The organism is Allobosea sp. FG18 (assembly GCF_057809495.1).
On the sequence record NZ_JBMDKB010000022.1, the window covers coordinates 45,994 to 67,208 of the forward strand.

Consider the following 21,215-nt stretch of genomic DNA (forward strand, 5'->3'; position numbering starts at 1 on the left):
TGCAGCGGTGAGACATGGGGGCGATCGCAGGCTTTGCAAGCGAAGAAGCGATCGCTCCGCACCACCGCCAAGGGGCTGCCCGCTTTCGTCATGGTCGGGCTTGTCCCGACCATCCACGTCTTCATCGATGACTGATTGTGTTCAAGACGTGGATGCTCGCCACAGAGGCGAGCATGACGGGGAGGGCGGGGCCCTCAGGCTCGCGCCGCCACCAGCCGGTCGATGAAGCCATCGGTCTGGGCGCCGTTGATCCAGCGCAGCACCGCGACGACGTCCTGCTCGGGATCGACCCAGATCACGTTGCTGCCGGCGCCGAGCGCCGAGAAGGATTTGGCAGGGATGCCCGGGCGCGCCGCGAGCCACCAGAGATAGCCGTAGTTGGTCAGGGTGGGCGAGGGCGTCAGCATGCGCCTGACCCAGTCGCGCGACAGGATCTGCCGGCCACCCCAGTCGCCTTGGCGGCCGATCAGCAGGCCGAAGCGGGCATGGTCGCGCGCGCCGATGAAGAGCCCGCCGCCCCAATGGCCGCCGCCCGGCACCGACTGGATCGAGCGCCCGTCAACCTCCGTGAAGGAGGAAGAGTAGCCCTCCCAGCGCCAGTCCGGCGAGGCGCCGATCGGGTCCATGACCCGCTCGCGCAGCACCTCCGGCAGGGGCCGGCGGAAGCGCTCGAGCAGCGCGTAGCTCAGCACGTTCACGCGCACATCGTTGTACTCGTAGAACGTGCCGGGCGTCTTGAGCTCGCGGCGCTGGCCCTTGCGGCTGTTGTCGGCGCCGGGGCCGATCTGGCGATTATGGTCGACCTGATCGGACTTGCCGAAGATCTCGCCCTGCCATTCGCTCGACTGCTGCAACAGGTGGCGCCAGGTGATCTGACCGTTATGCGCGCCGGAAAAGACCGGGCCGGCGACGGTGGCGCCGACCGCCTCGTCGACATCCTTGATCAGGCCATCGTCGAAGGCGATGCCGGCGAGCACCGAGAGATAGCTCTTGGCGATCGAGAAGGTCATGTCGGTGCGGGCGGTGTCGCCCCATTCGGCGACGATGCGCCCTCCCTTCAGGATGAGGCCGGCCGGGCCGCCGCGCTCGCGCACCGGGCCGACGATCTCGGTCCAGGGGCCGCGCTCGTTCCACTCGACATTCCCGACATAGCTGCCGTCCGGATAGTACAGGCTGCGCGGCCAGGGACTCTCCTGCTCGCGGGCGAAATCGACCGCGGCCTTCAGCTTCTCAGCGTCGAAGCCGGCCTTGGCGGGCGCGATCGTCTGCCAGAGGGCGCCATCGGGGGCGGGGACGAAGGCATCGGTCGGGCTGGACAAGGCGGCATCCTCAGCGAGCGGCGGAAAACCCGATTGGTAGCGCCGTTTGGCCGAAAGCTCCACGACCCACAGGACATGTGCCCTCCCTGTCGGGACGCGCTTGCGCCGCGCCCGACTCGCGCCTAAACAGCCTGCTTCAAATGACATCGCCAGCACCGCTCTATCCGCACCGCCATCTCCTCGGGATCGAGGGGTTGTCCCATCTGGACATCGAAGCGCTATTGGACCGGGCGGAGGACTATGTCTCCCTCTCCCGGCAGGTCGAGAAGAAGACGACGGCCCTGCGCGGCCGCACCCAGATCAACCTGTTCTTCGAGCCCTCGACGCGGACGCAGGCCTCCTTCGAACTCGCCGGAAAGCGCCTGGGCGCCGATGTGATGAACATGTCCGTCGCCTTCTCTTCGGTGAAGAAGGGCGAGACGCTGATCGATACCGCCGCGACGCTCAGCGCGATGCGCCCCGACATCATCGTCGTGCGACACCATGCGGCCGGCGCGGTCAACCTGCTCGCCCGCAAGGTCGGCTGCTCGGTGATCAATGCCGGCGACGGCGCCCATGAGCATCCGACGCAAGCCCTGCTCGACGCGCTGACGATCCGTCGCAACAAGGGCCGCATCCAGGGCCTGACGGTGGCGATCTGCGGCGACATCCTGCATTCGCGCGTCGCCCGCTCCAACATCATTCTGCTCAATGCGCTCGGCGCGAAGGTTCGCCTGATCGCGCCGACGACGCTGCTGCCGCCCGGCATCGAGCGCATGGGCGTCGAGGTCTTCACCGACATGAACAAGGGCCTGGAGGGCGCCGACATCGTCATGATGCTGCGCCTTCAGCTCGAGCGCATGAACGGCGCCTTCGTGCCGTCGGCGAAGGAGTATTTCCGCTATTACGGGCTCGATCAGGAGAAGCTGGCGCGGGCTCAAGCTGACGCGCTGGTGATGCATCCCGGCCCGATGAATCGCGGCGTCGAGATTTCCTCGGCCGTCGCCGACGGTGCCCAGTCGTTGATCCGCGAGCAGGTCGAGATGGGCGTCGCCGTCCGCATGGCGGTGCTCGACGCGCTGGCCCAGCATCTGCCGAATGTCTGAGCGTAAAGAGACCGAACATGGCTGACACGCAGGACATCGCAATCGTCAACGCGCGCCTGATCGACCCGGCCACCGGGCGCGAAGGCACTGGCTCCGTTCTCATCCGCGACGGCGCGATCGCCGCGGTTGAATGGCAAGGCGCGCCCGCGACGGGTGAGGGCGTGCGCCGCATCGATGCGAAGGGGCAGGTTCTGACGCCGGGCCTCGTCGATCTGCGCGCCTTCCTCGGCGAGCCCGGCGCCGAATTCCGCGAGACGCTCGGCACCGGCTCTCACGCCGCCGCCGCCGGCGGCGTCACCACCGTGGTCTGCCGCCCGGATACCAATCCGGTGATCGACGACCCCGCGATCATCGATTTCGTCAAGCGCCGCGCCCGCGACAAGGCCGTCGTCAACGTCCTCTCCTGCGCTGCCCTGACCAAGGGGTTGGAAGGCAAGGAGATCACCGAGTTCGGCCTGTTGCTGGAGGCCGGAGCGGTCGCCTTCTGCGATGGCGCCAAGGGGCTTCGCAATCCGCAGGTCATGCGCCGCGCCATGATCTATGCGCGCAATTTCGACGCCCTGATCATGAACCATGTCGAGGATCCCGATCTGCGCGGTTCCGGCGTGATGAACGACGGCGAATTCGCCAGCCGCAAGGGCCTGCCGGGCATTCCGATCGAAGCCGAGACGGTGATGCTGGAGCGCGACATCCGCCTCGCCCGCGCCAGTGGTGCCCGCTACCACGCCGCGATGATCTCCTGCGCGGAATCGGTCGAGCTCGTGCGTCGCGCCAAGCAGGACGGCGTGCGCGTCACCTGCGGCGTCTCGATCAACAATCTCACCCTCAACGAGAACGATGTCGGCGAGTATCGCACCTTCTGCAAGGTCACGCCGCCGCTGCGCCACGAGGACGATCGCCTTGCCATGGTCGCGGCGCTGGCCGAGGGCGTGATCGACGTCGTCGTCTCCGACCACGACCCGCAGGACGTCGAGACCAAGCGCCAGCCCTTCTCCGAATGCGCGGATGGCGCGCTCGGCATCGAAACCATGCTCTCGGCTGCCCAGCGCCTGGTCCAGGCCGGGCAGATCGGCCTGCCGCAATTGCTCGCCGCGCTCTCGGCGCGGCCGGCCGCGCTGATCGGCCTTTCCGCCGGCAGGCTCGCCATCGGCGCGCCCGCCGACCTCGTGCTCTTCGATCCCGAGGCGCCCTTCGTCGTCGACAAGCGCAAGCTCAAGTCGCGCGCCAAGAACTCGCCCTTCGACGAGGCGCGCCTTGAAGGCATCGTCGCCGCGACCTTCGTCGGCGGCCGGGTGGCTTACGAAGCCGAGCCGGGCTAGGCTGTCCGCGAACGGCGGGGAAAAGGGGCGGCATGACGGATGTTCTGAACTGGGGCCTCTCCGGCCCCGCCACGCTGGTTGCCCTCGTCGTCGGCTATCTCTTCGGCTCGATCCCCTTCGGCATCATCCTGACCAGGCTCGCCGGCGGGCCGGACCTGCGCAGCATCGGCTCCGGCAATATCGGCGCGACCAACGTCCTGCGCACCGGCAACAAGAAGCTCGCGGCAGCCACCCTCGTCGGCGACATGCTGAAGGGCACCGTGGCGGTTCTGGTCGGCGCGCGTTTTCTCGGTGGGCCGGAGGCTGCGCTGGCGGCGGGCGTCGGCGCCTTCCTTGGCCATCTCTTCCCGGTCTGGTTGCGCTTCAAGGGCGGCAAGGGCGTCGCGACCTATCTCGGCGTGCTGATCGGCGTGAAGGCCTCGATCGCGCTCGTCTTCGCCGCGATCTGGCTGAGCATGGCCTATCTGTTTCGCTATTCCTCGCTCGCGGCGCTGGTCGCCAGCGTCCTGACGCCGCTGCTGCTCTGGTTCTGGGCCGGGATGCCCAAGGCGGCGGTCGTCATGGCAATTCTCACCGTCCTGCTCTGGATCATGCACCGCGAGAATATCGCCCGGTTGCTGGCCGGGCGTGAAGGCAAGATCGGCCAGAAGGGCTGACGGCGACATGGCTGGGATCGTCCTTTCCGATCGCCAGCGTCTCGATTGGTTGCGGTTGATCCGCAGCGAGAGCATCGGCCCGCGCAGCTTCCGCTCCCTGATGAACCGCTTCGGCGGCGCGGCCGCGGCGCTCGACGCGCTGCCGGACCTCGCCCGGCAGGCCGGCCGCACTATCCGCATCTGCCCGGCCGGGGAGGCTGAGCGCGAACTCGGCGGCCTGTCGCGGCAAGGCGGCCGCTTCATCGCGCTCGGCGAGGCCGGGTATCCCGTGCCCTTGCAGGCGATCGATTCGGCTCCGCCCCTGCTTGCTGTGCTCGGTCGCGCCGAGGTGCTGCAACGATCCGGTGTGGCGCTTGTGGGGTCGCGCAATGCCTCCGCGGCGGGAATGAAGTTCACCGCGCGACTTGCCCGCGAACTCGGCGAGGCGGATTTCAACGTGGTTTCGGGCCTCGCGCGCGGCATCGACACCGCCGCCCATGAGGCGAGCCTGGAGACCGGCACGGTCGCCGTGCTCGCCGGAGGGATCGACCAGATCTATCCGCCGCAGAACATTCCGCTCGCCCGCCGCATCCTGGAGCACGGTGCGATCGTCAGTGAGATGCCGCTCGGCTGGGTCGCGCGGGCCCGCGACTTTCCCCGCCGTAACCGCCTGGTCTCAGGGCTGTCGCTGGGCACGGTCGTGATCGAGGCCGCGCGCCGCTCGGGCTCGTTGATCACCGCGCGCTTCGCCAACGAGCAGGGCCGGCTGGTCTTCGCCGTGCCGGGCTCGCCGCTCGACCCGCGTGCCGAGGGCGGCAACCACCTCATTCGCGAGGGCGCGACGCTTTGCGCTGAAGCCGCCCATGTCATCGAGGCCTTGCAGCCTCTGCGGCAGCGTGAGCCGGGGGCGCAGATGCTGCTGCGCGAGCAGCCACGCGACCCGGCCGGCGAGGCGATGTGGGATGAGCTCGATCTTCCGGAGGTGCTGCCGGCTCCGGACTTCACCGGGCAGGATGAGGATGCGGCCCCGCTGGCGCCGGCTTCAGTAGTAGTAGAAACCGCCGACGGGTTGCAGCTCAAGCGCGTCGTTCTGGACCTGCTCGGCGCTACGCCGGTCGCCCTCGACGATCTGGTGCGCGCGAGCGGGCAGGGCGCCGGCGCGGTTAATCGGACGCTGGTGGAGTTGGAACTGGATGGCGAGATCACCCGCCATCCAGGTGGTTTGCTGACGCGTTTGCGTCGCTGATCGCCGGGCTAGCGCGGCTCGGCCGAGCTTGCCGCGACGGGTTTCAGCAGCATTTGGGCGTTCTCGAACGGCAGCCCCTGATCATCGCTGGGCCTGCGCGACACCTCTTCGAACCCTAGAGCGCGGTAGAACGCGTAGGCTCGATCGTTGGCGGTATAGACTTCAAGTTGCAACTGGCCCTTCAGCGCCAATGCATGTGCGACGAGCAGGCGCCCGATGCCGTAGCCTTGATGGCGCGGGGACACGAACAGCCCGCCGATGAAATCCTCCATCAGGCTGATGAAGCCGGCTTGCTCCCCGTCGCGCATGGCGACCCATGTTTCGGCACGGGGCAGATAGACGGTCTCGACCAAGGTTTGCTGCTCGCGCAGCCGGTCTTCGCCGATGAATGCGTGGACTTCGCTTGAGGCCGCGAGCCAGATTCGCGACAAGCCTTCGACGTCCGCCGTCTCATAGGCGCGGATAGTCGTATTCTCGGTTTTCATAATGTGTCCGTAGATGGATATGTGCAAAGACAGGCGCCACCTGGGCGCCGCAAAATTCCGCTCTCTGCGGGTTCAGTTCCGGCCTCTGCGCATAAATCTCCTTCTACCTTGTGTGCCGCTCTAGGGCGGCCAGGGCTGCAAGTAAAGCCACGTCGTGATGCTTAGACACGGTCTATTGCCCCAAGCTTGCCGGGTGCGTCGTTCACGTCGGCGATGCGGGCCACCTCGCTGGAGGCCTCGATGCGGGCCATCTCGAGAAAATAGCCGAGGCCGTCGAGCTTCGCCGCCTTGGCGATGCCGCGGAGTTCGGCCGCCATGCCCTCGATGAAAGAGGCGGCTTCCAGCGGTGACATCGGCCTATTGGGAACGTCGTCGCCGGTGCCCCCGCTTGCGATGGCTTCAAGTGAGATCAGCTTGGACGCTTTTTGCTTCATGGCGGATGGCTTCCCTCGCATAGTCGGGGACCAGCTCGTCCGGCAGAGCTTCGACTCCCGGATCGATATACAATTATAGATTGCAAATGTTAATGAAATTCAAGTTTTAGTATATTAGGCCAGCAGAAAAACTGCGGCCGGAAGCGTCGCTAGCGCAAGCAGCGTCTGCAGGGTCGTGATTTCAGCCATGAGGGGTGCGTCGCCGCCCAGGTCGCGCGCCAGGAAATAGGCGGCGGTCGCGGTCGGCACGGCGCTTGCGACCACCGTCATCGCGAGGGCAGGGCCGGTGACGCCGAACCAGCCAGCATACAGCCAGGCAAGCACGGGCAGGACCGCGAGCTTAAGGCCGACCGCCACGGCATGGGCCAGCCGGGGGCGGGCCAGCTTGCCGAGGTCGAGCGCCGAGCCGACCACGAGCAGGCCGATGCCGAGTGAGGCGCGGCCGAGCACGTCGAGATAGCCGGTGAAGGCGCTGGGCAGCATCCACTGGAGCTGGTTGAGCGCCAGCCCGGCCGCCGAGGACCAGATGAACGGGTTGTAGAGGATCGAGCGGATCGTCGCGCCGAGGCTCATCGGCCTGCCGCTGGCATAGCGGGCGAGCACGAACACGCACATCACGTTGAGCAGCGGGATCATCGAGGCGACGGCGATCGCCATCAGCGTCGTGCCTGTACGTCCCTGCAGGCCGGCCGCCAGCGCAAGGCCGACGAAGGTGTTCCAGCGCACCGAGCCCTGGAAGATCGAGGTGAAGGCCGGCCCGTCGATGCCGGCGCGCGCCAGCAGCGGGCGGGCGAGCAGGAGCAGGGCGGCGACGCTGAGAATGGCGAGGACGAGGCTCGAGCCCATGCCGAGCACCGGCATGCTGCGCAGGTCGGCCATGGCCAGCGTATGGATCACCACCGCCGGAAAGAGCACCTGATAGGTCAGGCGTTCAACGCCGACCCAATGCGCCGGCGAGACCACGCCTCGCGCTTTCAGGAACCAGCCCGTCGCAATGACGAGAAATACGGCGATCAGGCTGTCGAGCATGGAGGGGCCGGAGGCGAGGGCGGGGCAGGAGGGCGGGGGAGAGGCCGTTGCAAGAGGCCGTCGCGAGAGCCCGTCGGGAACAATACCGACGGGTAGCCGTTTTGACTGTCGAACCGACCTGTCCCTGTCATGCCCTCTCATGGCCGGCAAGGGCACGCGAGAAGAGCCGCCCTGTGCCTGCCGCAATGCCGCCGCGATTGGTTCAGGTCCCATTCAACCGGATTGCCCCATGCTGGCTTCAACATTGGGTGATCTCGCGAAAGGAGATGCCGTCATGATGTCTCTGAAGAAAAAGGCCGCTGTTGCGCTGACCGTGGCCTGCGTTGCCGCAGGCAGCTTCGCCGTTCCCGCCATGGCGGCCGAAACGCGCGGTTTCGACGCGGCGCGCCTCGACAAGGCTCAGGCCGAATACACCCAGTATCGCTACCGTAACGGCTATCGTGGCCATTGGCGCGGTCCGTCGCGCGGCGCGGCGGTCGCTGGCGCCATCGGTCTCGGCATCCTCGGCGCGGCGGCCATCGCGGCCCAGAACCGTGCCTATGCGGCGCCGAACTACTATTACGATGACGGCTACTATGCGCAGCCTGCGCCGGTCTACGCCTATCCGCGCCGCTATTACTATCAGCAGCCCTATGACTGGCGCTATGAGCGCTGACGGGCGTTGAATGGCCTGCCTCGCAAGGCCCGCGCAATGCGCGGGCCTTTGTATGTCCTGGGTTTATTGCGTTTGTCAGGATATTCTTGAGGTTTCGACGCCATGGAATGGTGTCATGTGTTTTCCGATGAGGGATGTCGTTACGATGAAGTCGCTTGGACGCGCAGTGGTGGCGGGCTTCGGTCTGGTCGTGATGGCCTGGGCTTCCGCCCAGCCTGCGGTCGCCCAGTATTATGGTGGCCAGGGCCAGGGTTACGGCCAGGGTTACGGCTACGGCTATGAGCGCCGGCCCCGCGACGGCTACGATCGCCGTGGCTATGAGCGCCGGGATTTCCGGGGCGACGACGGCCGTGGCTCCCGGTACGATGACCGTGGGCCCCGTTATGGCGGCGGCTATGGTCGCGATGACGGTCGAGGCCGTGGCTATGGTCGCACGCAGAATCCGATGGCGGGCATGACGCTCGAAGAGCAGAAGCGCGCGGTCAAGAACGAGCGCGAGGCGCAGAAGCGAGCGATCAAGCGCGGCCAACTCTACCGCTAGGCCGGTTCCGTCCGGGATCCGCCACGCCGTTTTTCACGGAGGCCGCTTCGCGCCGTCGCGCGGGGCGGCCTTCAGTCGTTCTGGCCGTCGTCCTCGGCTTCCTGCGGGCCGAGCCGGCCGAGCCGGTCGAGCGCGCCTTGCAGGATGTAGGCTGCCGCCATCTTGTCGACGACGGCGGCACGCTTGGCGCGCGAGGCGTCGGCATCGAGCAGGGTGCGGGTCACCGCCAGCGTCGACATGCGCTCGTCCCAAAACACGATCGGCAGCGCGGTCAGCGGCGCGAGGTTTCGCACGAAGGCGCGGGTCGACTGCACCCGCGGCCCCTCCGTGCCATCCATGTTGAGCGGCAGGCCGATCACCAGCCCGGCCACTTGATGCTTTTCCGCAATCTTCAGAAGGGCAGCCGCGTCGAGCCCGAACTTCACCCGCTGGATCGTCTCAAGGGGCGACGCGATCTGCCGCTCGAGGTCCGAGAGGGCAAGCCCGATCGTCTTGCTGCCGAGGTCGAGCCCGAGCAGGCGCGCATGCGCCGGCAGGTCGATGAAAGATTCAAGCGGAACGACGGCGCTGGTCATGCCATCGCGGTATCATGCGCCGGCCCGCGTCGCGAGCAATACCTTCTCCGATGCGCCCGGCGAATGGCGGGTCCCCGGCAGCTGTAGCGCGACAGTCATCGCGTATTGCCGGCTATCAGGCTATATGCGCCGACTTGGATAGCGGCGCCCTTGGATAGCGGCGCCGCCGCATGGAAGGACAGTCCCGTGCCGGCGCGGATTTCGCTGCAAGTTCCCGACAGGTCCCTGCTCGACGCCTATCAGGCGGCTTTGCGCGGCGGCTGGTCGCCGAATACGACGCGCAACGTCGCGCCCCAGCAGCTCGCAGCCATCGCGGCCGATCCCGATGCCTTCCTCGCCGAGACTTGCGGTGGCCCCGGCCGCATCCGCCTGCCGGATGGCCGTGAGGTCGATCGCATTCCCGGCCCGACGCGCTGGATCTTCGCGGAGGATCGCCCGGAGCGGCCCTTCATCGGGTCGATCAACCTGCGCTGGCAGGAGAAGGACGGTCGCCCGATCCTGGCTCTGCCGGAGCATGTTCTCGGCCATGTCGGCTACACCATCCTGCCGGCCTTCGCCGGTCACGGCTACGCCACCGCAGCGCTCGCCGCGATGCTCGGCGTGGCGCACGAGGCCGGCTTGCCCGAAATCACCATCACCTGCGACGCGACCAACCATGCCTCGCGCCGCATTATCGAAAAGAACGGCGGGCGGCTGATCGAAACCTTCGTCGCGCCGCTCTACAGCCCCGATCAACGCCTTCGCTTCCTCGTCAGCACTGCCCCATGACCGATATCGTCATCACCGAATTCATGGACGACACCGCCGTCGCTAACCTGAAGGCGCGCTTTTCGGTCCATTACGACCCCGAGCTCTACGCCAACCCGGACGAGATGGCCCGGCTCTTCGCCGATGTCCCGGCCGTGATCGTGCGCAACCAGACGCAGGTGCGCGGCAAGGTGCTGGAAGCGGCGAAGCGGCTCAAGGTGATCGGCCGGCTCGGCGTCGGCCTCGACAATCTCGACATGGAGGCCTGCGCCGCGCGCGGCATCCGCGTCTTCCCCGCGACGGGCGCCAACAGCCTCTCCGTCGTCGAATACGTCATTGGCACGACGATGACCCTGCTGCGTGGCGCCTATTTCGCCAATGCCGCGATGGTCGCCGGCGAATTCCCCAAGACGAAGCTGATCGGCCGCGAGATCGCCGGCAAGCTGATGGGTCTCGTCGGCTTCGGCTCCATCGCCCGCGACGTCGCCCGCCATGCCCGCGCGATCGGTATGGAGGTGGCGGCCTACCACCCGCGCCTTCCGGCGGACGACCCGTCCTGGAGCGGCGTGCGCCGGCTCGAATTCGACGAGTTGCTGGCCGAGGCCGACGTGATCAGCCTGCATGTCCCGCTGACCTCGGAAACCCGCGGCATGATCGACGCGAAGGCCTTCGCCCGGATGAAGCCGGACGCGATCCTGATCAACACGGCGCGCGGCGGCATCATGGACGAGGCGGCGCTGGTCAAGGCGCTCAAGGCCGGCAAGCTCGGCGGCGCCGCGATCGACGTCTACGAGCAGGAGCCGCTCGGAAAGGACGCCGCCAAGGTCTTTGCCGGCGCGCCGAACCTGATCCTGACCCCGCATATCGCCGGGAATACGGTGGAGTCGAACGGGCGGGTGTCCGGGCTCGTGGCGGAGAAGGTCATGGCGGCGCTGGACGAGCGGATTTAAGGCGTAACCCAACTGTTCGTGGCAACCGCTTTCAACCGAGGGTAACTCCTTTCGCTATGGAATAAGCTAGATATTTTACCACCTAAAGCAGCTAGAGAAGACGAAGCTATGCCCATCGACTCGAGCATTGCACGTTTGTTCACAAGTCTGCATTTCGGCGAGCGAACCTTCCTTCGTTCGCACAACGACATGGCAAGCTTGAAAGCCCTCACCGCTTCGAGCCTCCTTACGGAAGACGTCGCCAATGTTCCTACCGTTTAGGGTTTCTCGGCCGAGTGCACTTTCTGCCAAGGCCGGAGCGGCTCCCAAAAAGCAGCCGCTCTTCACGAAACTATGCCCATCGACTCGACGGTTGCACGCTTGCTCACAAGCTTGCACCTCGGCGAGAGAGCCTTCCATAGTGCGCACGACAATATGACACGCGAGAAAGCCGTCGTCGCCTTTCCGAAAGCCTTCACTGATCCGAGCTTCCTTGCGGAACGCGTAGCCAACACCTCTGCCGTTTAGGGTCTCTTGGGCGGCTACGTCATTTAGAAGGGCCGGAGTGCCTCCGAGAATGAAGATCAATATTATTTTGAGTATACTGCTCATGGATTGACCATGATATGGCGGCCAATCGGAGTGTAAATATCAATTTTTGTCTAAGTTGTGACACTCGCGCGAGTGTAAATTCATAAATATTTGAAATTATGCGCAAATAATCATTTTTATGGGTAGTCCTCAGGTGAAATTAAACGCGCGAATGAATTCGCCGGCACTCACACGAAATCAAACCGATCGACATCGACCAGCCCCTTGCCGGTGATCTTGAGATGCGGGATCACCGGCAGCGTCAGGAAGGCGACCTGCAGGAAGGGCTCCGCCAGCACGACGCCGAGCGCCTTTGCCGCGGCGCCTAACCTGATCCTGACCCTGCATATCGCCGGCAATGCGGTGGAGTTGAACGGGCGCGGCTCCGAAGGGGCGTTCTGACGCGAAAATAAGGACTTTACGGGCGCGCGACGCAACGACGCTGGCGCTCTGTCGACTGGCCTTGTCGATTTCGAAGGCCCGGATTTGTGCCGCCGGTTACCTCAAGTATTTGCCCTCTGGGGCATCGGCCGTCGTCGACGAGAACCTTCTGGCCGGCAATGATCTGTCCCTTGGCCGGCTCGCGGCTATAAATCTGCTGCGCGATTGCTGGGCCGAGCAGCAGGAGCGACGAAAAGGCAAACGCGAAAATACCGCATCGTGTCATGGCAACCTCATATCGAGACAAGAATATCTAAAGGATTCAGACGACCGATCGTCAATTGCACCTTCGGCCCGTTCCCGACCCATTCCAGATATCCGTCGACTGGCGCGCCCTACGGGCCAGCGCCACAGGCTCACACGAAATCGAACCGATCGACATCGACCAGCCCTTTGTCGGTGATCTTGAGATGCGGGATCACCGGCAGGGTCAGGAAGGCGACCTGCAGGAAGGGCTCGGCCAGCACGACGTCGAGCGCCTTCGCCGCGGCGCGTAACCCTTCAAGATCGTGTCGCACAGCCTCGAAGGGCTGCTCGCTCATCAGCCCGGCGACCGGCAGCGCCAGTTCCGCCGTGACCTTGCCACCATCGGCTACGGCGAAGCCGCCGCCGATCGCGATCAGGCGATTGGCCGCCGCCGCCATCGAGGCCTCGTCGACGCCGACGACGCAGAGATTGTGGCTGTCATGCCCGACCGAGGAGGCGATGGCGCCGCGCTTCATGCCGAAGCCATGGACGAAGCCGGTGGCGATGCCGCCGTTCTTGCCGTGCCGCTCGATCACCGTGACCTTGATCGCATCTTCAGCCAGATCGGGCAGGGCCTCGCCGTCGCGCGAGGGCAGGGGCATCGACAGCCGCTCTGTGATGATCCGCCCCGGCACCACGCCGATCACCGGCGTCTCGCCGTCGCGGGCCTTCACCGCGAAATCGGCGGGGGAGAGCTTGCGGCTCTTCACGCTGCCGAGCCCGACGGGAGCGATATTCGCCCGGTCCGCGAACAGCGCCTCCTCGACCAGCCGGCCCCCCGTCAGGACCTGCTTCACCGAGCAGGCGGCAAGGTTTTCGACCAGCACGATATCGGCGCGCTTGCCCGGCCCGATGAAGCCGCGGTCGAAAAGCCCGAAATTCCGCGCCGCCGAGAGCGAGGCGATGCGGTAGGTCGCGAGCACATCCGCGCCCTCCGCGATGGCGGTGCGGATCATGTAGTCGAGATGGCCCTCCTCGCCGATATCGAGCGGGTTGCGGTCATCGGTGCAGAAGGCGAGGAAGGGCGAGGCGTCGCGCGAGATCAGCGGGATGAGCTGATGCAGGTCCTTCGAGACCGAGCCCTCGCGGATCAGGATCGCCATGCCCTTGGCGAGCTTTTCGCGGGCTTCGTCGGCGGTGGTGGTCTCGTGGTCGGTGCGGATGCCGGCGGCGAGATAGGCGTTGAGGTCCATCCCGCGCACCAGCGGCGCATGGCCGTCGATATGACGATGCGAGAAGGCTTCGAGCTTGGCGAGGCAGCCGGGATCGCGATGGATCACGCCCGGAAAGTTCATGAACTCGGCGAGCCCGATCACCTTGGGATGATCCATCATCGGGGTGAGGTCGCCGGCCTCCAGCTGCGCCCCGGCCGTCTCCAGATGCGTCGCCGGCACGCAGCTTGAGAGATTGACGCGCAGATCCATCCGCATCGCCTCGGCGCAGGCGAGGAAATAGCGGATGCCCTCGACGCCCAGCACGTTCGATATCTCGTGCGGATCGCAGATCGCCGTGGTGACGCCATGCGGCAGCACGCAGCGCTCGAATTCGAGCGGCGTCACCAGCGAGGATTCGATGTGCAGATGTGTGTCGATGAAGCCGGGCACGGCGATCAGGCCCTTGGCGTCGATGACGCGCTTGCCTTCATAGGCCCCGTAGGTCCCGACGATGGTATCGCCGCAGATCGCGATATCGCTCTCGACCAGCGCGCCGGTGACGAGGTCGAGTAGCTTCGCGCCCTTGATGACGAGATCGGCCGGCTCGTCGCCATGCCCCTGGGCGATCCGGCGGGCAAGTTCTTGACTGGAGACCTTGGCGGCGTCGGTCATAGGGCGATTTCCGTCTTGCATCATCGCGCGAACCTGCACGGCCCGCTTGAGCTTGTCGATACGTTCCAAACGCGCGTCATCCCGGGCGACCATAGGGAGACCCGGGATCCATGCCGGAACGTTCCCGGTTGTCTGCGGAACCTCTTCTCGTCAGGTTCAGGCATGGATCCCGGGTCTACGCTTCGCTTCGCCCGGGATGACCCGCGTATAGGTTCGGGATGTGGTTCTACATTCTCGCAAGCCAAAAAGAACGGCACGCTCTATGTCGGTGTGACCAATCACCCGTCCCGGCGCGTCGCGGAGCACCGCGACGGTCGGGGCTCGCAATTCGCCGGTCGTTATGGTGTGACGCGTCTAGTCTATGCCGAACATCATGACGATCCGGCAGAAGCAATAGCGCAGGAAAAGCGCATCAAGCGCTGGTCGCGAGACTGGAAGATCGCTCTTATCGAACGTGCCAATCCCGACTGGAATGATCTATATCCGACGACGCATCTCGATTGACCCGTGCGTTTCCGGAGCCTTCGCATGAAACTCACCTGGTACGGCCATTCCGCCTTCCGCGTCGATCTCGACGGCGCCGCCATCCTGATCGATCCGTTCTTCACCGGGAACCCGGCCTTCGAGGGCGATGTCGCGGCGATCTCCAAGGGCGTGAGCCATATCGTCGTCACCCACGGCCACGGCGACCATGTCGGCGACACGCTCGACATCGCCGAGAAGACCGGCGCGACGGTCATAACGAACTATGACCTCGCGATGCATCTGGCCTCGCAGGGGCTGAAGAACTTCAGCCCGATGAATACCGGCGGCACCGTCGATCTCGGGCCGTTCAGCGTCACGCTGACCCGCGCCGACCATTCCGCCGGCATGGGCGAGGGCGGCGTCAACGTTCCTGTCGGTAGTGCCAATGGCGCGATCATCAAGGCCAAGGGTGAGAAGACGCTCTGGCACATGGGCGATACCGACATCTTCTCCGACATGGCGCTGCTCAGCGAGATCCATGGGGTCGAGGCCTGCATCTGCCCGATCGGCGACCGCTTCACCATGGGCGGAAAGGTCGCCGCGCTCGCCATGACCCGCTTCGTCAAGCCGAAGGTCGCTATCCCCGCGCATTATGGCACCTTCCCGATCATCGACCAGAACGCCGACACCTTCGTCGCCGGCATGCAGGGCAGCGGCATCGCGGTCGTCCTGCCGAAGAAGGGCGAGGCTTTCGCGGTCTGAGGTCCCACTGCGAATCGATCCCTCCGCCGTCATCCCGGGCGGAGCGCAGCGGAGACCCGGGATCCATGCCTGAACCTGTGCCGGAAGCGCTCCGGAATGGATCCCGGATCGGCGCGGCTTCGCCGCTTGTCCGGGATGACGCGCGGGGTAAGTAAGCGCTTACTTACTTCGCCGCGTCTGCTATAGCGCGGCGAACCGTTTTCCGGCGCGTGATCCGCGCCCCATCCAGGAGTCCGCCATGTCGGTCGATCTCGCCACCGTCAAACGCGTCGCGCATCTCGCGCGCATCGCCGTGCCGGAGGCCGATCTGCCCAAGCTGCAAGGCGAGCTCAACGCCATCCTCGGCTTCGTTGAGCAGCTCAACGAGGTGAATGTCGACGGCGTCGAGCCGATGACCTCGGTGACGCCGATGGCGATGAAACAGCGCGAGGACGTGGTCACGGATGGCGAGATCGCCGACGCGATCGTCGCCAACGCCCCGGCTTCCGAGGACGATTATTTCATGGTGCCGAAGGTGATCGAGTGAGCGGGCGCTAGCCGCCTTTCGACCCTCCCGGAAGCGCGAGGCGCCATCCGGGATCGCCATCCGCATGCAGAACGGAATTGAAACCGTGACCGATCTCACCCGCCTGACGCTGACCGAGGCCCGCGACGGCCTGAAAGCCAAGACCTTCTCCGCGACCGAGTTGACGAAAGCGCATATCGCCGCCGTCGAGAAGGCCCGCGCCCTCAACGCCTATGTACTGGAGACCCCCGAGCACGCGCTGAAGCAGGCCGCGGCCTCCGACGAGAAGCTCGCCAAGGGCGAGGCCGGCCCGCTCGAAGGCTTGCCGCTCGGCATCAAGGACCTGTTCGCGACCAACGGCGTGCGCACCACCGCCTGCTCGAACATCCTCGGCAATTTCGTGCCAGCCTATGAATCGACCGTGACGAGCCAGCTCTGGCGCGATGGCGCCGTCATGCTCGGCAAGCTCAACAATGACGAGTTCGCCATGGGTTCGTCGAACGAGACCTCGGCCTTCGGCAATGTCGTGAACCCCTGGCGCCGCAAGGGCTCCAACGTGAGCGCAGGGCAGGGCGGTGCCGTCGAGGGCGCCCATCTCGTGCCGGGTGGCTCGTCGGGTGGTTCGGCCTCGGCCGTCGCCGCCGATCTCTGCCTCGCCGCGACCGCGACCGATACCGGCGGCTCGATCCGCCAGCCCGCCGCCTTCACCGGTACGGTCGGCATCAAGCCGACCTATGGCCGCTGCTCGCGCTGGGGCACCGTCGCCTTCGCCTCCTCGCTCGATCAGGCCGGGCCGATCGCCAAGACGGTGCGCGACGCGGCGGTGATGCTGCGCTCGATGTCCGGGCACGATCCGAAGGACACGACCTCGGTGGACATGGCGGTGCCGGACTACGAGGCCGCCGTCGGCCGCTCGGTGAAGGGCATGAAGATCGGCATTCCTCGCGAATACCGGCTCGACGGCCTCAACGCCGAGATCGACGCGCTCTGGCAGCAGGGGATTGCCTGGCTCAAGGCAGCCGGCGCCGAGATCGTCGAGATCTCGCTGCCGCATACCAAATACGCCCTGCCGGCCTATTACATCGTCGCCCCGGCCGAGGCCTCCTCGAACCTCGCCCGCTATGACGGCGTCCGCTACGGCCTGCGCGAGCAGGGCAAGGACATCGTCGAGATGTATGAGAAGACCCGCGCCGCCGGCTTCGGCGCAGAGGTCAAGCGCCGCATCATGATCGGCACCTATGTGCTCTCGGCCGGCTATTACGACGCCTATTACGTCCGGGCCCAGAAGATCCGCACGCTGATCAAGCGCGATTTCGAGACGGTCTACGCGCAGGGCATCGACGCGGTGCTGACGCCGGCGACCCCGTCGGCAGCCTTCGGCATCGGCGAGAAGGGCTCGGCCGATCCGGTCGAGATGTATCTCAACGACGTCTTCACGGTGACGGTGAACATGGCGGGCCTGCCGGGTATCGCGGTCCCCGCTGGTCTCGACGCGCAGGGCCTGCCGCTGGGCCTCCAGCTCATCGGCCGCCCCTTCGACGAGGAGACGCTGTTCTCGCTCGGCGAAGTCATCGAGCAGGCGGCCGGGCGTTTCCCGGTCTCCGAGCGCTGGTGGGGTTGAGGCGGTTTCGGTTTTTGCTGAGGCCGCTTTGAAAGGCGCTGGTCATCCCGGACAAGCGGCGAAGCCGCGCCGATCCGGGATCCATGCCTGAACTGTTCCGGAATGGATCCCGGGTCTCGCGCTGCTCGCCCGGGATGACATGCGCATTCCCTGATCGTTAGGGTAGGCAACCTTCCGAGGAAACGGCGATGATCTTCAGCCGCGCCATGGCCTATGCCTGCTTGACCGCGCTTGCCGGCATCCTCGCCGTCGTCGTCGTGCTGATGATCCTGCTCACGGTCCTTCAGCTCATGCGGGGAGAGGTAATTCCTGATCCAGCCGCGCGAGCCATCGGAACGGTCGTTGCCGCCGGCCTCGCACTCATCTGCCGGGCGGTGGCGAAGCGGCTGATCGGTTGATCTGAGCCTGCGTGTTTGGCGCCCGAACCACGAAGCTGAAAAATGGCGAACAAAAAAGGGGCCGCAGTGATGCGGCCCCTTTTCATATTGGTTATCTCTCGCCTTCCGGGATGCGCGAGCACCCCGGAAGGAGAGTGGCGTCAATGCGCCCCGGTCGGCTCGGCCGCCGTCGCCTTGCGCTTGTTCCCGCGCAGGTCCGCCAGCCAGCGCACCATCACGTAGAACACCGGGGTGAAGATCAGGCCGAAGATCGTCACGCCCAGCATGCCTGAGAACACCGCGATGCCCATCGCCTGGCGCATCTCCGCGCCGGCACCGACCGACACCGTCAGCGGCAGCACGCCGAGGATGAAAGCCATCGAGGTCATCAGGATCGGCCGAAGGCGGGTGCGGGCGGCAGCGACGGCCGCGTCGCGGCGGTTCATGCCCTCGTCCTCGGCCTGCTTGGCGAACTCGACGATCAGGATCGCGTTCTTCGCGGCGAGGCCGACGAGCACCACCAGGCCGATATCGACCAGGATGTTGCGGTCGAGCCCAGCGTAATTCACCCCGAACATCGCCGCCAGGATACACATCGGCACGATCAGGATGACCGAGAGCGGCAGGAGCCAGCTCTCGTAGAGCGCAGCCAGCAGCAGGAAGACGAACACCACCGCGAGGCCGAAGGCGACGACCGCGGTATTGCCCGCGAGCTTCTCCTGCAGCGCGATCTCGGTCCATTCGAAGCCGAAGCCTGCCGGCAGGCGCTCCGCCGCGATCTTCTCGACCGCCGCGATGCCCTGTCCGGTCGAATAGCCATGCGCCATCGAGAGCTGCACTTCGGCTGCCGGATAGAGGTTGTAGCGCGGCACGCGATAGGCGCCGGTCGTGTCGTGGAACGACGCGATCGAGCCGATCGGCACCATCTCGCCATCCGCGTTGCGGGTCTTGAGATTGGCGACGTCGCGGGTGGTCAGGCGGAAGGGATTATCCGCCTGTGCCGTCACGCGATAGGTCCGGCCCAGCAGGTTGAAGTCGTTGATATAGGCCGAGCCCATATAGACCGACAGCGTCTCGAAGATGCGCGTCACCGGCACGCCGAGCATCTCCGCCTTGGTGCGGTCGATATCGGCATAGATCTGCGGCGTCTTGGTCGAGAACAGCGTGAAGGGCTGCTGGATGCCTGGAACCTGCCTGGCCGAGCCGGCGACGATCCAGGCCGCCCCTTCGAGCGCGGTGAGCCCGCGGCCGCCGCGATCCTGCACATAGCCCTTCAGGCCGCCACCGGTGCCGATGCCTGGGATGGCCGGCGGCTCGATCAGCAAGGTGAACGCTTCCGAGATGCCGAACATCTGTTGCCGGAGATCGGCAAAGATGCCCTGCGTCGTCAGCCCCAGTTTCTCGCGATCCTTGAACGGCGCGAGCGTGACGAAGGCGACACCGGTGTTCGGCGCGATGGTGAAGGTCGCGCCGTCGAGGCCGGCGAAGGCGACGGTATGCGCCACGCCAGGGCGTGACAGCAGGATCTCGTTGGCCTTGCGCAGCACGGCGTCCGTACGCTGCAGCGACGAGCCGGGCGGCAGCTGGAGCACGGCGATGAAATAGCCACGGTCGAGCTGTGGCACGAGGCCGGTCGGCGTCCTGCGGATGTCCCAGACGGTGGCCGCGATCAGGCCGGAATAGACGATCAGCAGGATCACCGCGATGCGGATGAGCCGCGAGGTGACGCGCCCATAGGTGCGCGACAGCCAGTCGAAGCCGGCGTTGAAGTAGTGGAAGAACCAGCGGATCGGGGCGCCCAGCTTGTAGAAGAAGCCGTGCTGCTCGTGCTCGTCATGCTTCTTGTGCGGCTTGAGCAGCACGGCCGACATCGCCGGCGAGAGCGTCAGCGAGACGAAGCAGGAGATCGCCGTCGAGGCTGCGATCGTCACCGCGAACTGCTGGTAGAAGGTGCCCTGCAGGCCGCTGATGAAGGCGGTCGGGATGAACACCGCGCAGAGCACGAGCGCGATCGCGAGCAGCGCGCCGCCGACCTCGTCCATGGTCTTGTGCGCGGCTTCCTTGGGTGAGAGGCCCTCTGCGAGATAGCGCTCGACGTTCTCCACCACGACGATCGCGTCGTCGACGACGATGCCGATGGCGAGAACCAGCGCCAGGAGCGAGATCGTGTTGAACGAGATGCCGACCGCGCTCATCACCAGGAAGGTGCCGACCAGCGAGACCGGGATCGCGACGATCGGGATGATCGCGGCGCGCCAGGTCTGCAGGAACAGGATCACCACGATCACGACGAGCACGATCGCTTCGAGCAGCGTCCGCACGACCGCGTCGACGGATTCGCCGATGAACTCGGTTGGATTGTAGATGATGCGGTGCTCGAGGCCGACCGGGAACTGCTTGGCCATTTCGCCCATCGTCGCGATGAGCTTGTCCGAGGTTGCGAGCGCGTTCGAGCCCGGGCGCTGGAAGACGCCGATGGCGACCGTGTTCCGGTTATCGAGATAGGCGTTGGTGGTGTAGTCCTGCGAACCGAGTTCGACGCGGGCGATGTCGCGCACGCGGATCGTGCCGCCATCCGCATCGGAACGCACGACAATGCTCTCGAATTCGGAGACGTCGGTCAGGCGGCCGAGCGTGTTGACCGAGAACTGGAACGCTTCGTCGGACTTCGCCGGTGGCTGGTTCAGCGCGCCCGCCGCGACCTGCACGTTCGCGGCCCGGAGAGCGGCGACGACGTCGGCAGCCGTGAGGTTGCGTGCCGCGACCTTGGCCGGGTCGAGCCAGATGCGCATCGAGAAGTCGCGCGCACCGAAGACCTGCACGTCGCCGACGCCATCGACGCGGGTCAGCACGTCCTTCACGTAGAGCGAGGCGTAGTTCGAAATGTACTGTGCGTCGCGCGATCCGTCCGGCGAGATCATGTTGATGACCATCAGGAAGTCGGGCGAGGCCTTGCGGACCTGGATGCCGAGCGCACGCACGTCTTGCGGCAGGCGCGCCTCGGCCTGCGAGACGCGGTTCTGAACCAGCACCTGCGCCTGGTCGATGTCGGTGCCGCCCTTGAAGACGACGTTGATGGTCACCCGCCCGTCGCCGGTCGACTGCGAGGTGATGTAGAGCATGTCGTCGACGCCGTTCACCTCCTGCTCGATCGGCGTCGCCACGGTGGCGGCGACCGTCTCGGCCGAGGCGCCGGGATAGGTGGCTGTGATCGAGACCGTGGGCGGCGCGATCTCGGGATACTCGGCGATCGGCAGCGAGCGCTGCGCGATGGCGCCGGCGATCGTCAGCAGCACCGAGAGAACGGTGGCGAAGATCGGCCGGTCGATGAAGAAATGGGCGAAGCGGAACATGGGGATGTCCTGGCCGGAATAAGGCGGGC

At 65.9% G+C, this 21,215-nt stretch carries 21 protein-coding genes and 1 pseudogene; 13 read left to right on the plus strand and 9 right to left on the minus strand.

Going from position 1 to position 21,215, the window contains the following annotated elements; all coding sequences use genetic code 11:
* Positions 1 to 194: 194 nt before the first annotated feature.
* On the minus strand, positions 195 to 1,319 hold the full coding sequence (locus tag ACODTJ_RS22510) for a serine hydrolase domain-containing protein (RefSeq protein WP_454657348.1): 1,125 nt from the start codon (positions 1,317 to 1,319) through the stop codon (positions 195 to 197).
* Between the two features lie 140 nt (positions 1,320 to 1,459).
* On the opposite strand from ACODTJ_RS22510, the gene ACODTJ_RS22515 reads away from it, so the two are divergent.
* From ACODTJ_RS22515 to dprA, 4 genes are read left to right on the plus strand one after another with little or no spacing between them, the layout of a single operon-like run.
* Positions 1,460 to 2,404: an aspartate carbamoyltransferase catalytic subunit gene (locus tag ACODTJ_RS22515; protein WP_454657347.1), complete on the plus strand. Its 945-nt coding sequence runs from the start codon at positions 1,460 to 1,462 to the stop codon at positions 2,402 to 2,404.
* A gap of 17 nt (positions 2,405 to 2,421) precedes the next feature.
* Complete coding sequence (pyrC, locus tag ACODTJ_RS22520; RefSeq protein WP_454657346.1) at positions 2,422 to 3,723, plus strand: dihydroorotase; 1,302 nt, start codon at positions 2,422 to 2,424, stop codon at positions 3,721 to 3,723.
* Positions 3,724 to 3,755: 32 nt separating this feature from the next.
* Positions 3,756 to 4,379: a glycerol-3-phosphate 1-O-acyltransferase PlsY gene (gene plsY / locus ACODTJ_RS22525; protein WP_488850112.1), complete on the plus strand. Its 624-nt coding sequence runs from the start codon at positions 3,756 to 3,758 to the stop codon at positions 4,377 to 4,379.
* A gap of 7 nt (positions 4,380 to 4,386) precedes the next feature.
* Positions 4,387 to 5,604, plus strand: a complete 1,218-nt coding sequence (gene dprA / locus ACODTJ_RS22530; protein ID WP_454657344.1) for a DNA-processing protein DprA — start codon at positions 4,387 to 4,389, stop codon at positions 5,602 to 5,604.
* A gap of 8 nt (positions 5,605 to 5,612) precedes the next feature.
* On the opposite strand, the gene ACODTJ_RS22535 is transcribed toward dprA, so the two are convergent.
* The 3 genes from ACODTJ_RS22535 to ACODTJ_RS22545 form a co-directional block, all read right to left on the minus strand.
* Complete coding sequence (locus ACODTJ_RS22535; protein ID WP_454657343.1) at positions 5,613 to 6,089, minus strand: GNAT family N-acetyltransferase; 477 nt, start codon at positions 6,087 to 6,089, stop codon at positions 5,613 to 5,615.
* Between the two features lie 161 nt (positions 6,090 to 6,250).
* A complete protein-coding gene (locus ACODTJ_RS22540; protein ID WP_454657342.1) occupies positions 6,251 to 6,523 on the minus strand; it encodes a hypothetical protein in 273 nt (90 codons plus the stop codon).
* Between the two features lie 114 nt (positions 6,524 to 6,637).
* The gene (locus ACODTJ_RS22545; protein WP_454657341.1) at positions 6,638 to 7,552 is read right to left on the minus strand and encodes an AEC family transporter; all 915 of its coding nucleotides are present in this window, start codon (positions 7,550 to 7,552) and stop codon (positions 6,638 to 6,640) included.
* A 274-nt stretch (positions 7,553 to 7,826) separates the two neighbouring features.
* On the opposite strand from ACODTJ_RS22545, the gene ACODTJ_RS22550 reads away from it, so the two are divergent.
* Both ACODTJ_RS22550 and ACODTJ_RS22555 read left to right on the plus strand, forming a co-directional pair.
* Positions 7,827 to 8,207, plus strand: coding sequence for a hypothetical protein (locus ACODTJ_RS22550; protein WP_454657340.1), 381 nt, complete (start codon positions 7,827 to 7,829; stop codon positions 8,205 to 8,207).
* Between the two features lie 145 nt (positions 8,208 to 8,352).
* A complete protein-coding gene (locus ACODTJ_RS22555; RefSeq protein ID WP_454657339.1) occupies positions 8,353 to 8,748 on the plus strand; it encodes a hypothetical protein in 396 nt (131 codons plus the stop codon).
* Between the two features lie 71 nt (positions 8,749 to 8,819).
* Here the strand turns inward: ACODTJ_RS22555 and ruvX are convergent, their stop codons facing one another.
* Complete coding sequence (gene ruvX / locus ACODTJ_RS22560) at positions 8,820 to 9,323, minus strand: Holliday junction resolvase RuvX (RefSeq protein ID WP_454657338.1); 504 nt, start codon at positions 9,321 to 9,323, stop codon at positions 8,820 to 8,822.
* A 186-nt stretch (positions 9,324 to 9,509) separates the two neighbouring features.
* Between ruvX and ACODTJ_RS22565 the strand changes: the two genes are divergently transcribed.
* Together ACODTJ_RS22565 and ACODTJ_RS22570 are read left to right on the plus strand one after the other, a co-directional pair.
* Positions 9,510 to 10,091 (plus strand): GNAT family N-acetyltransferase, encoded by a 582-nt coding sequence (locus ACODTJ_RS22565; protein ID WP_454657337.1) that lies wholly within the window; start codon positions 9,510 to 9,512, stop codon positions 10,089 to 10,091.
* Positions 10,088 to 11,020 carry a hydroxyacid dehydrogenase gene (locus ACODTJ_RS22570; RefSeq protein ID WP_454657336.1) on the plus strand — a complete coding sequence of 311 codons (933 nt, stop codon included), beginning with the start codon at positions 10,088 to 10,090 and terminating at the stop codon, positions 11,018 to 11,020. Before ACODTJ_RS22565 ends, ACODTJ_RS22570 begins: the two co-directional genes overlap by 4 nt.
* Before the next feature lie 758 nt (positions 11,021 to 11,778).
* On the opposite strand, the pseudogene ACODTJ_RS22575 reads toward ACODTJ_RS22570, so the two are convergent.
* The 3 genes and pseudogenes from ACODTJ_RS22575 to ade form a co-directional block, all read right to left on the minus strand.
* Positions 11,779 to 11,922 (minus strand): annotated as a pseudogene (locus ACODTJ_RS22575) (adenine deaminase C-terminal domain-containing protein); the annotation flags it as partial.
* Positions 11,923 to 12,008: 86 nt separating this feature from the next.
* Complete coding sequence (locus ACODTJ_RS22580; RefSeq protein WP_454657335.1) at positions 12,009 to 12,257, minus strand: DUF6719 family protein; 249 nt, start codon at positions 12,255 to 12,257, stop codon at positions 12,009 to 12,011.
* Between the two features lie 130 nt (positions 12,258 to 12,387).
* The gene (gene ade / locus ACODTJ_RS22585) at positions 12,388 to 14,103 is read right to left on the minus strand and encodes an adenine deaminase (protein WP_454657334.1); all 1,716 of its coding nucleotides are present in this window, start codon (positions 14,101 to 14,103) and stop codon (positions 12,388 to 12,390) included.
* A gap of 162 nt (positions 14,104 to 14,265) precedes the next feature.
* Between ade and ACODTJ_RS22590 the strand changes: the two genes are divergently transcribed.
* The 5 genes from ACODTJ_RS22590 to ACODTJ_RS22610 all read left to right on the plus strand — a co-directional run bounded on the left by ACODTJ_RS22590 (position 14,266) and on the right by ACODTJ_RS22610 (position 17,854).
* Positions 14,266 to 14,607 carry a GIY-YIG nuclease family protein gene (locus ACODTJ_RS22590; protein WP_454657333.1) on the plus strand — a complete coding sequence of 114 codons (342 nt, stop codon included), beginning with the start codon at positions 14,266 to 14,268 and terminating at the stop codon, positions 14,605 to 14,607.
* A gap of 24 nt (positions 14,608 to 14,631) precedes the next feature.
* Positions 14,632 to 15,330 carry a metal-dependent hydrolase gene (locus ACODTJ_RS22595; RefSeq protein ID WP_454657332.1) on the plus strand — a complete coding sequence of 233 codons (699 nt, stop codon included), beginning with the start codon at positions 14,632 to 14,634 and terminating at the stop codon, positions 15,328 to 15,330.
* Positions 15,331 to 15,568: 238 nt separating this feature from the next.
* On the plus strand, positions 15,569 to 15,856 hold the full coding sequence (gatC, locus tag ACODTJ_RS22600) for an Asp-tRNA(Asn)/Glu-tRNA(Gln) amidotransferase subunit GatC (protein ID WP_199087433.1): 288 nt from the start codon (positions 15,569 to 15,571) through the stop codon (positions 15,854 to 15,856).
* Between the two features lie 85 nt (positions 15,857 to 15,941).
* Positions 15,942 to 17,456 carry an Asp-tRNA(Asn)/Glu-tRNA(Gln) amidotransferase subunit GatA gene (gene gatA, locus ACODTJ_RS22605; protein WP_488850120.1) on the plus strand — a complete coding sequence of 505 codons (1,515 nt, stop codon included), beginning with the start codon at positions 15,942 to 15,944 and terminating at the stop codon, positions 17,454 to 17,456.
* A gap of 188 nt (positions 17,457 to 17,644) precedes the next feature.
* Positions 17,645 to 17,854, plus strand: a complete 210-nt coding sequence (locus tag ACODTJ_RS22610; protein ID WP_454657331.1) for a hypothetical protein — start codon at positions 17,645 to 17,647, stop codon at positions 17,852 to 17,854.
* A gap of 140 nt (positions 17,855 to 17,994) precedes the next feature.
* Here ACODTJ_RS22610 and ACODTJ_RS22615 read toward each other — a convergent pair whose 3' ends face one another.
* Positions 17,995 to 21,186, minus strand: coding sequence for an efflux RND transporter permease subunit (locus ACODTJ_RS22615; protein ID WP_454657330.1), 3,192 nt, complete (start codon positions 21,184 to 21,186; stop codon positions 17,995 to 17,997).
* Between the last annotated feature and the right edge of the window lie 29 nt (positions 21,187 to 21,215).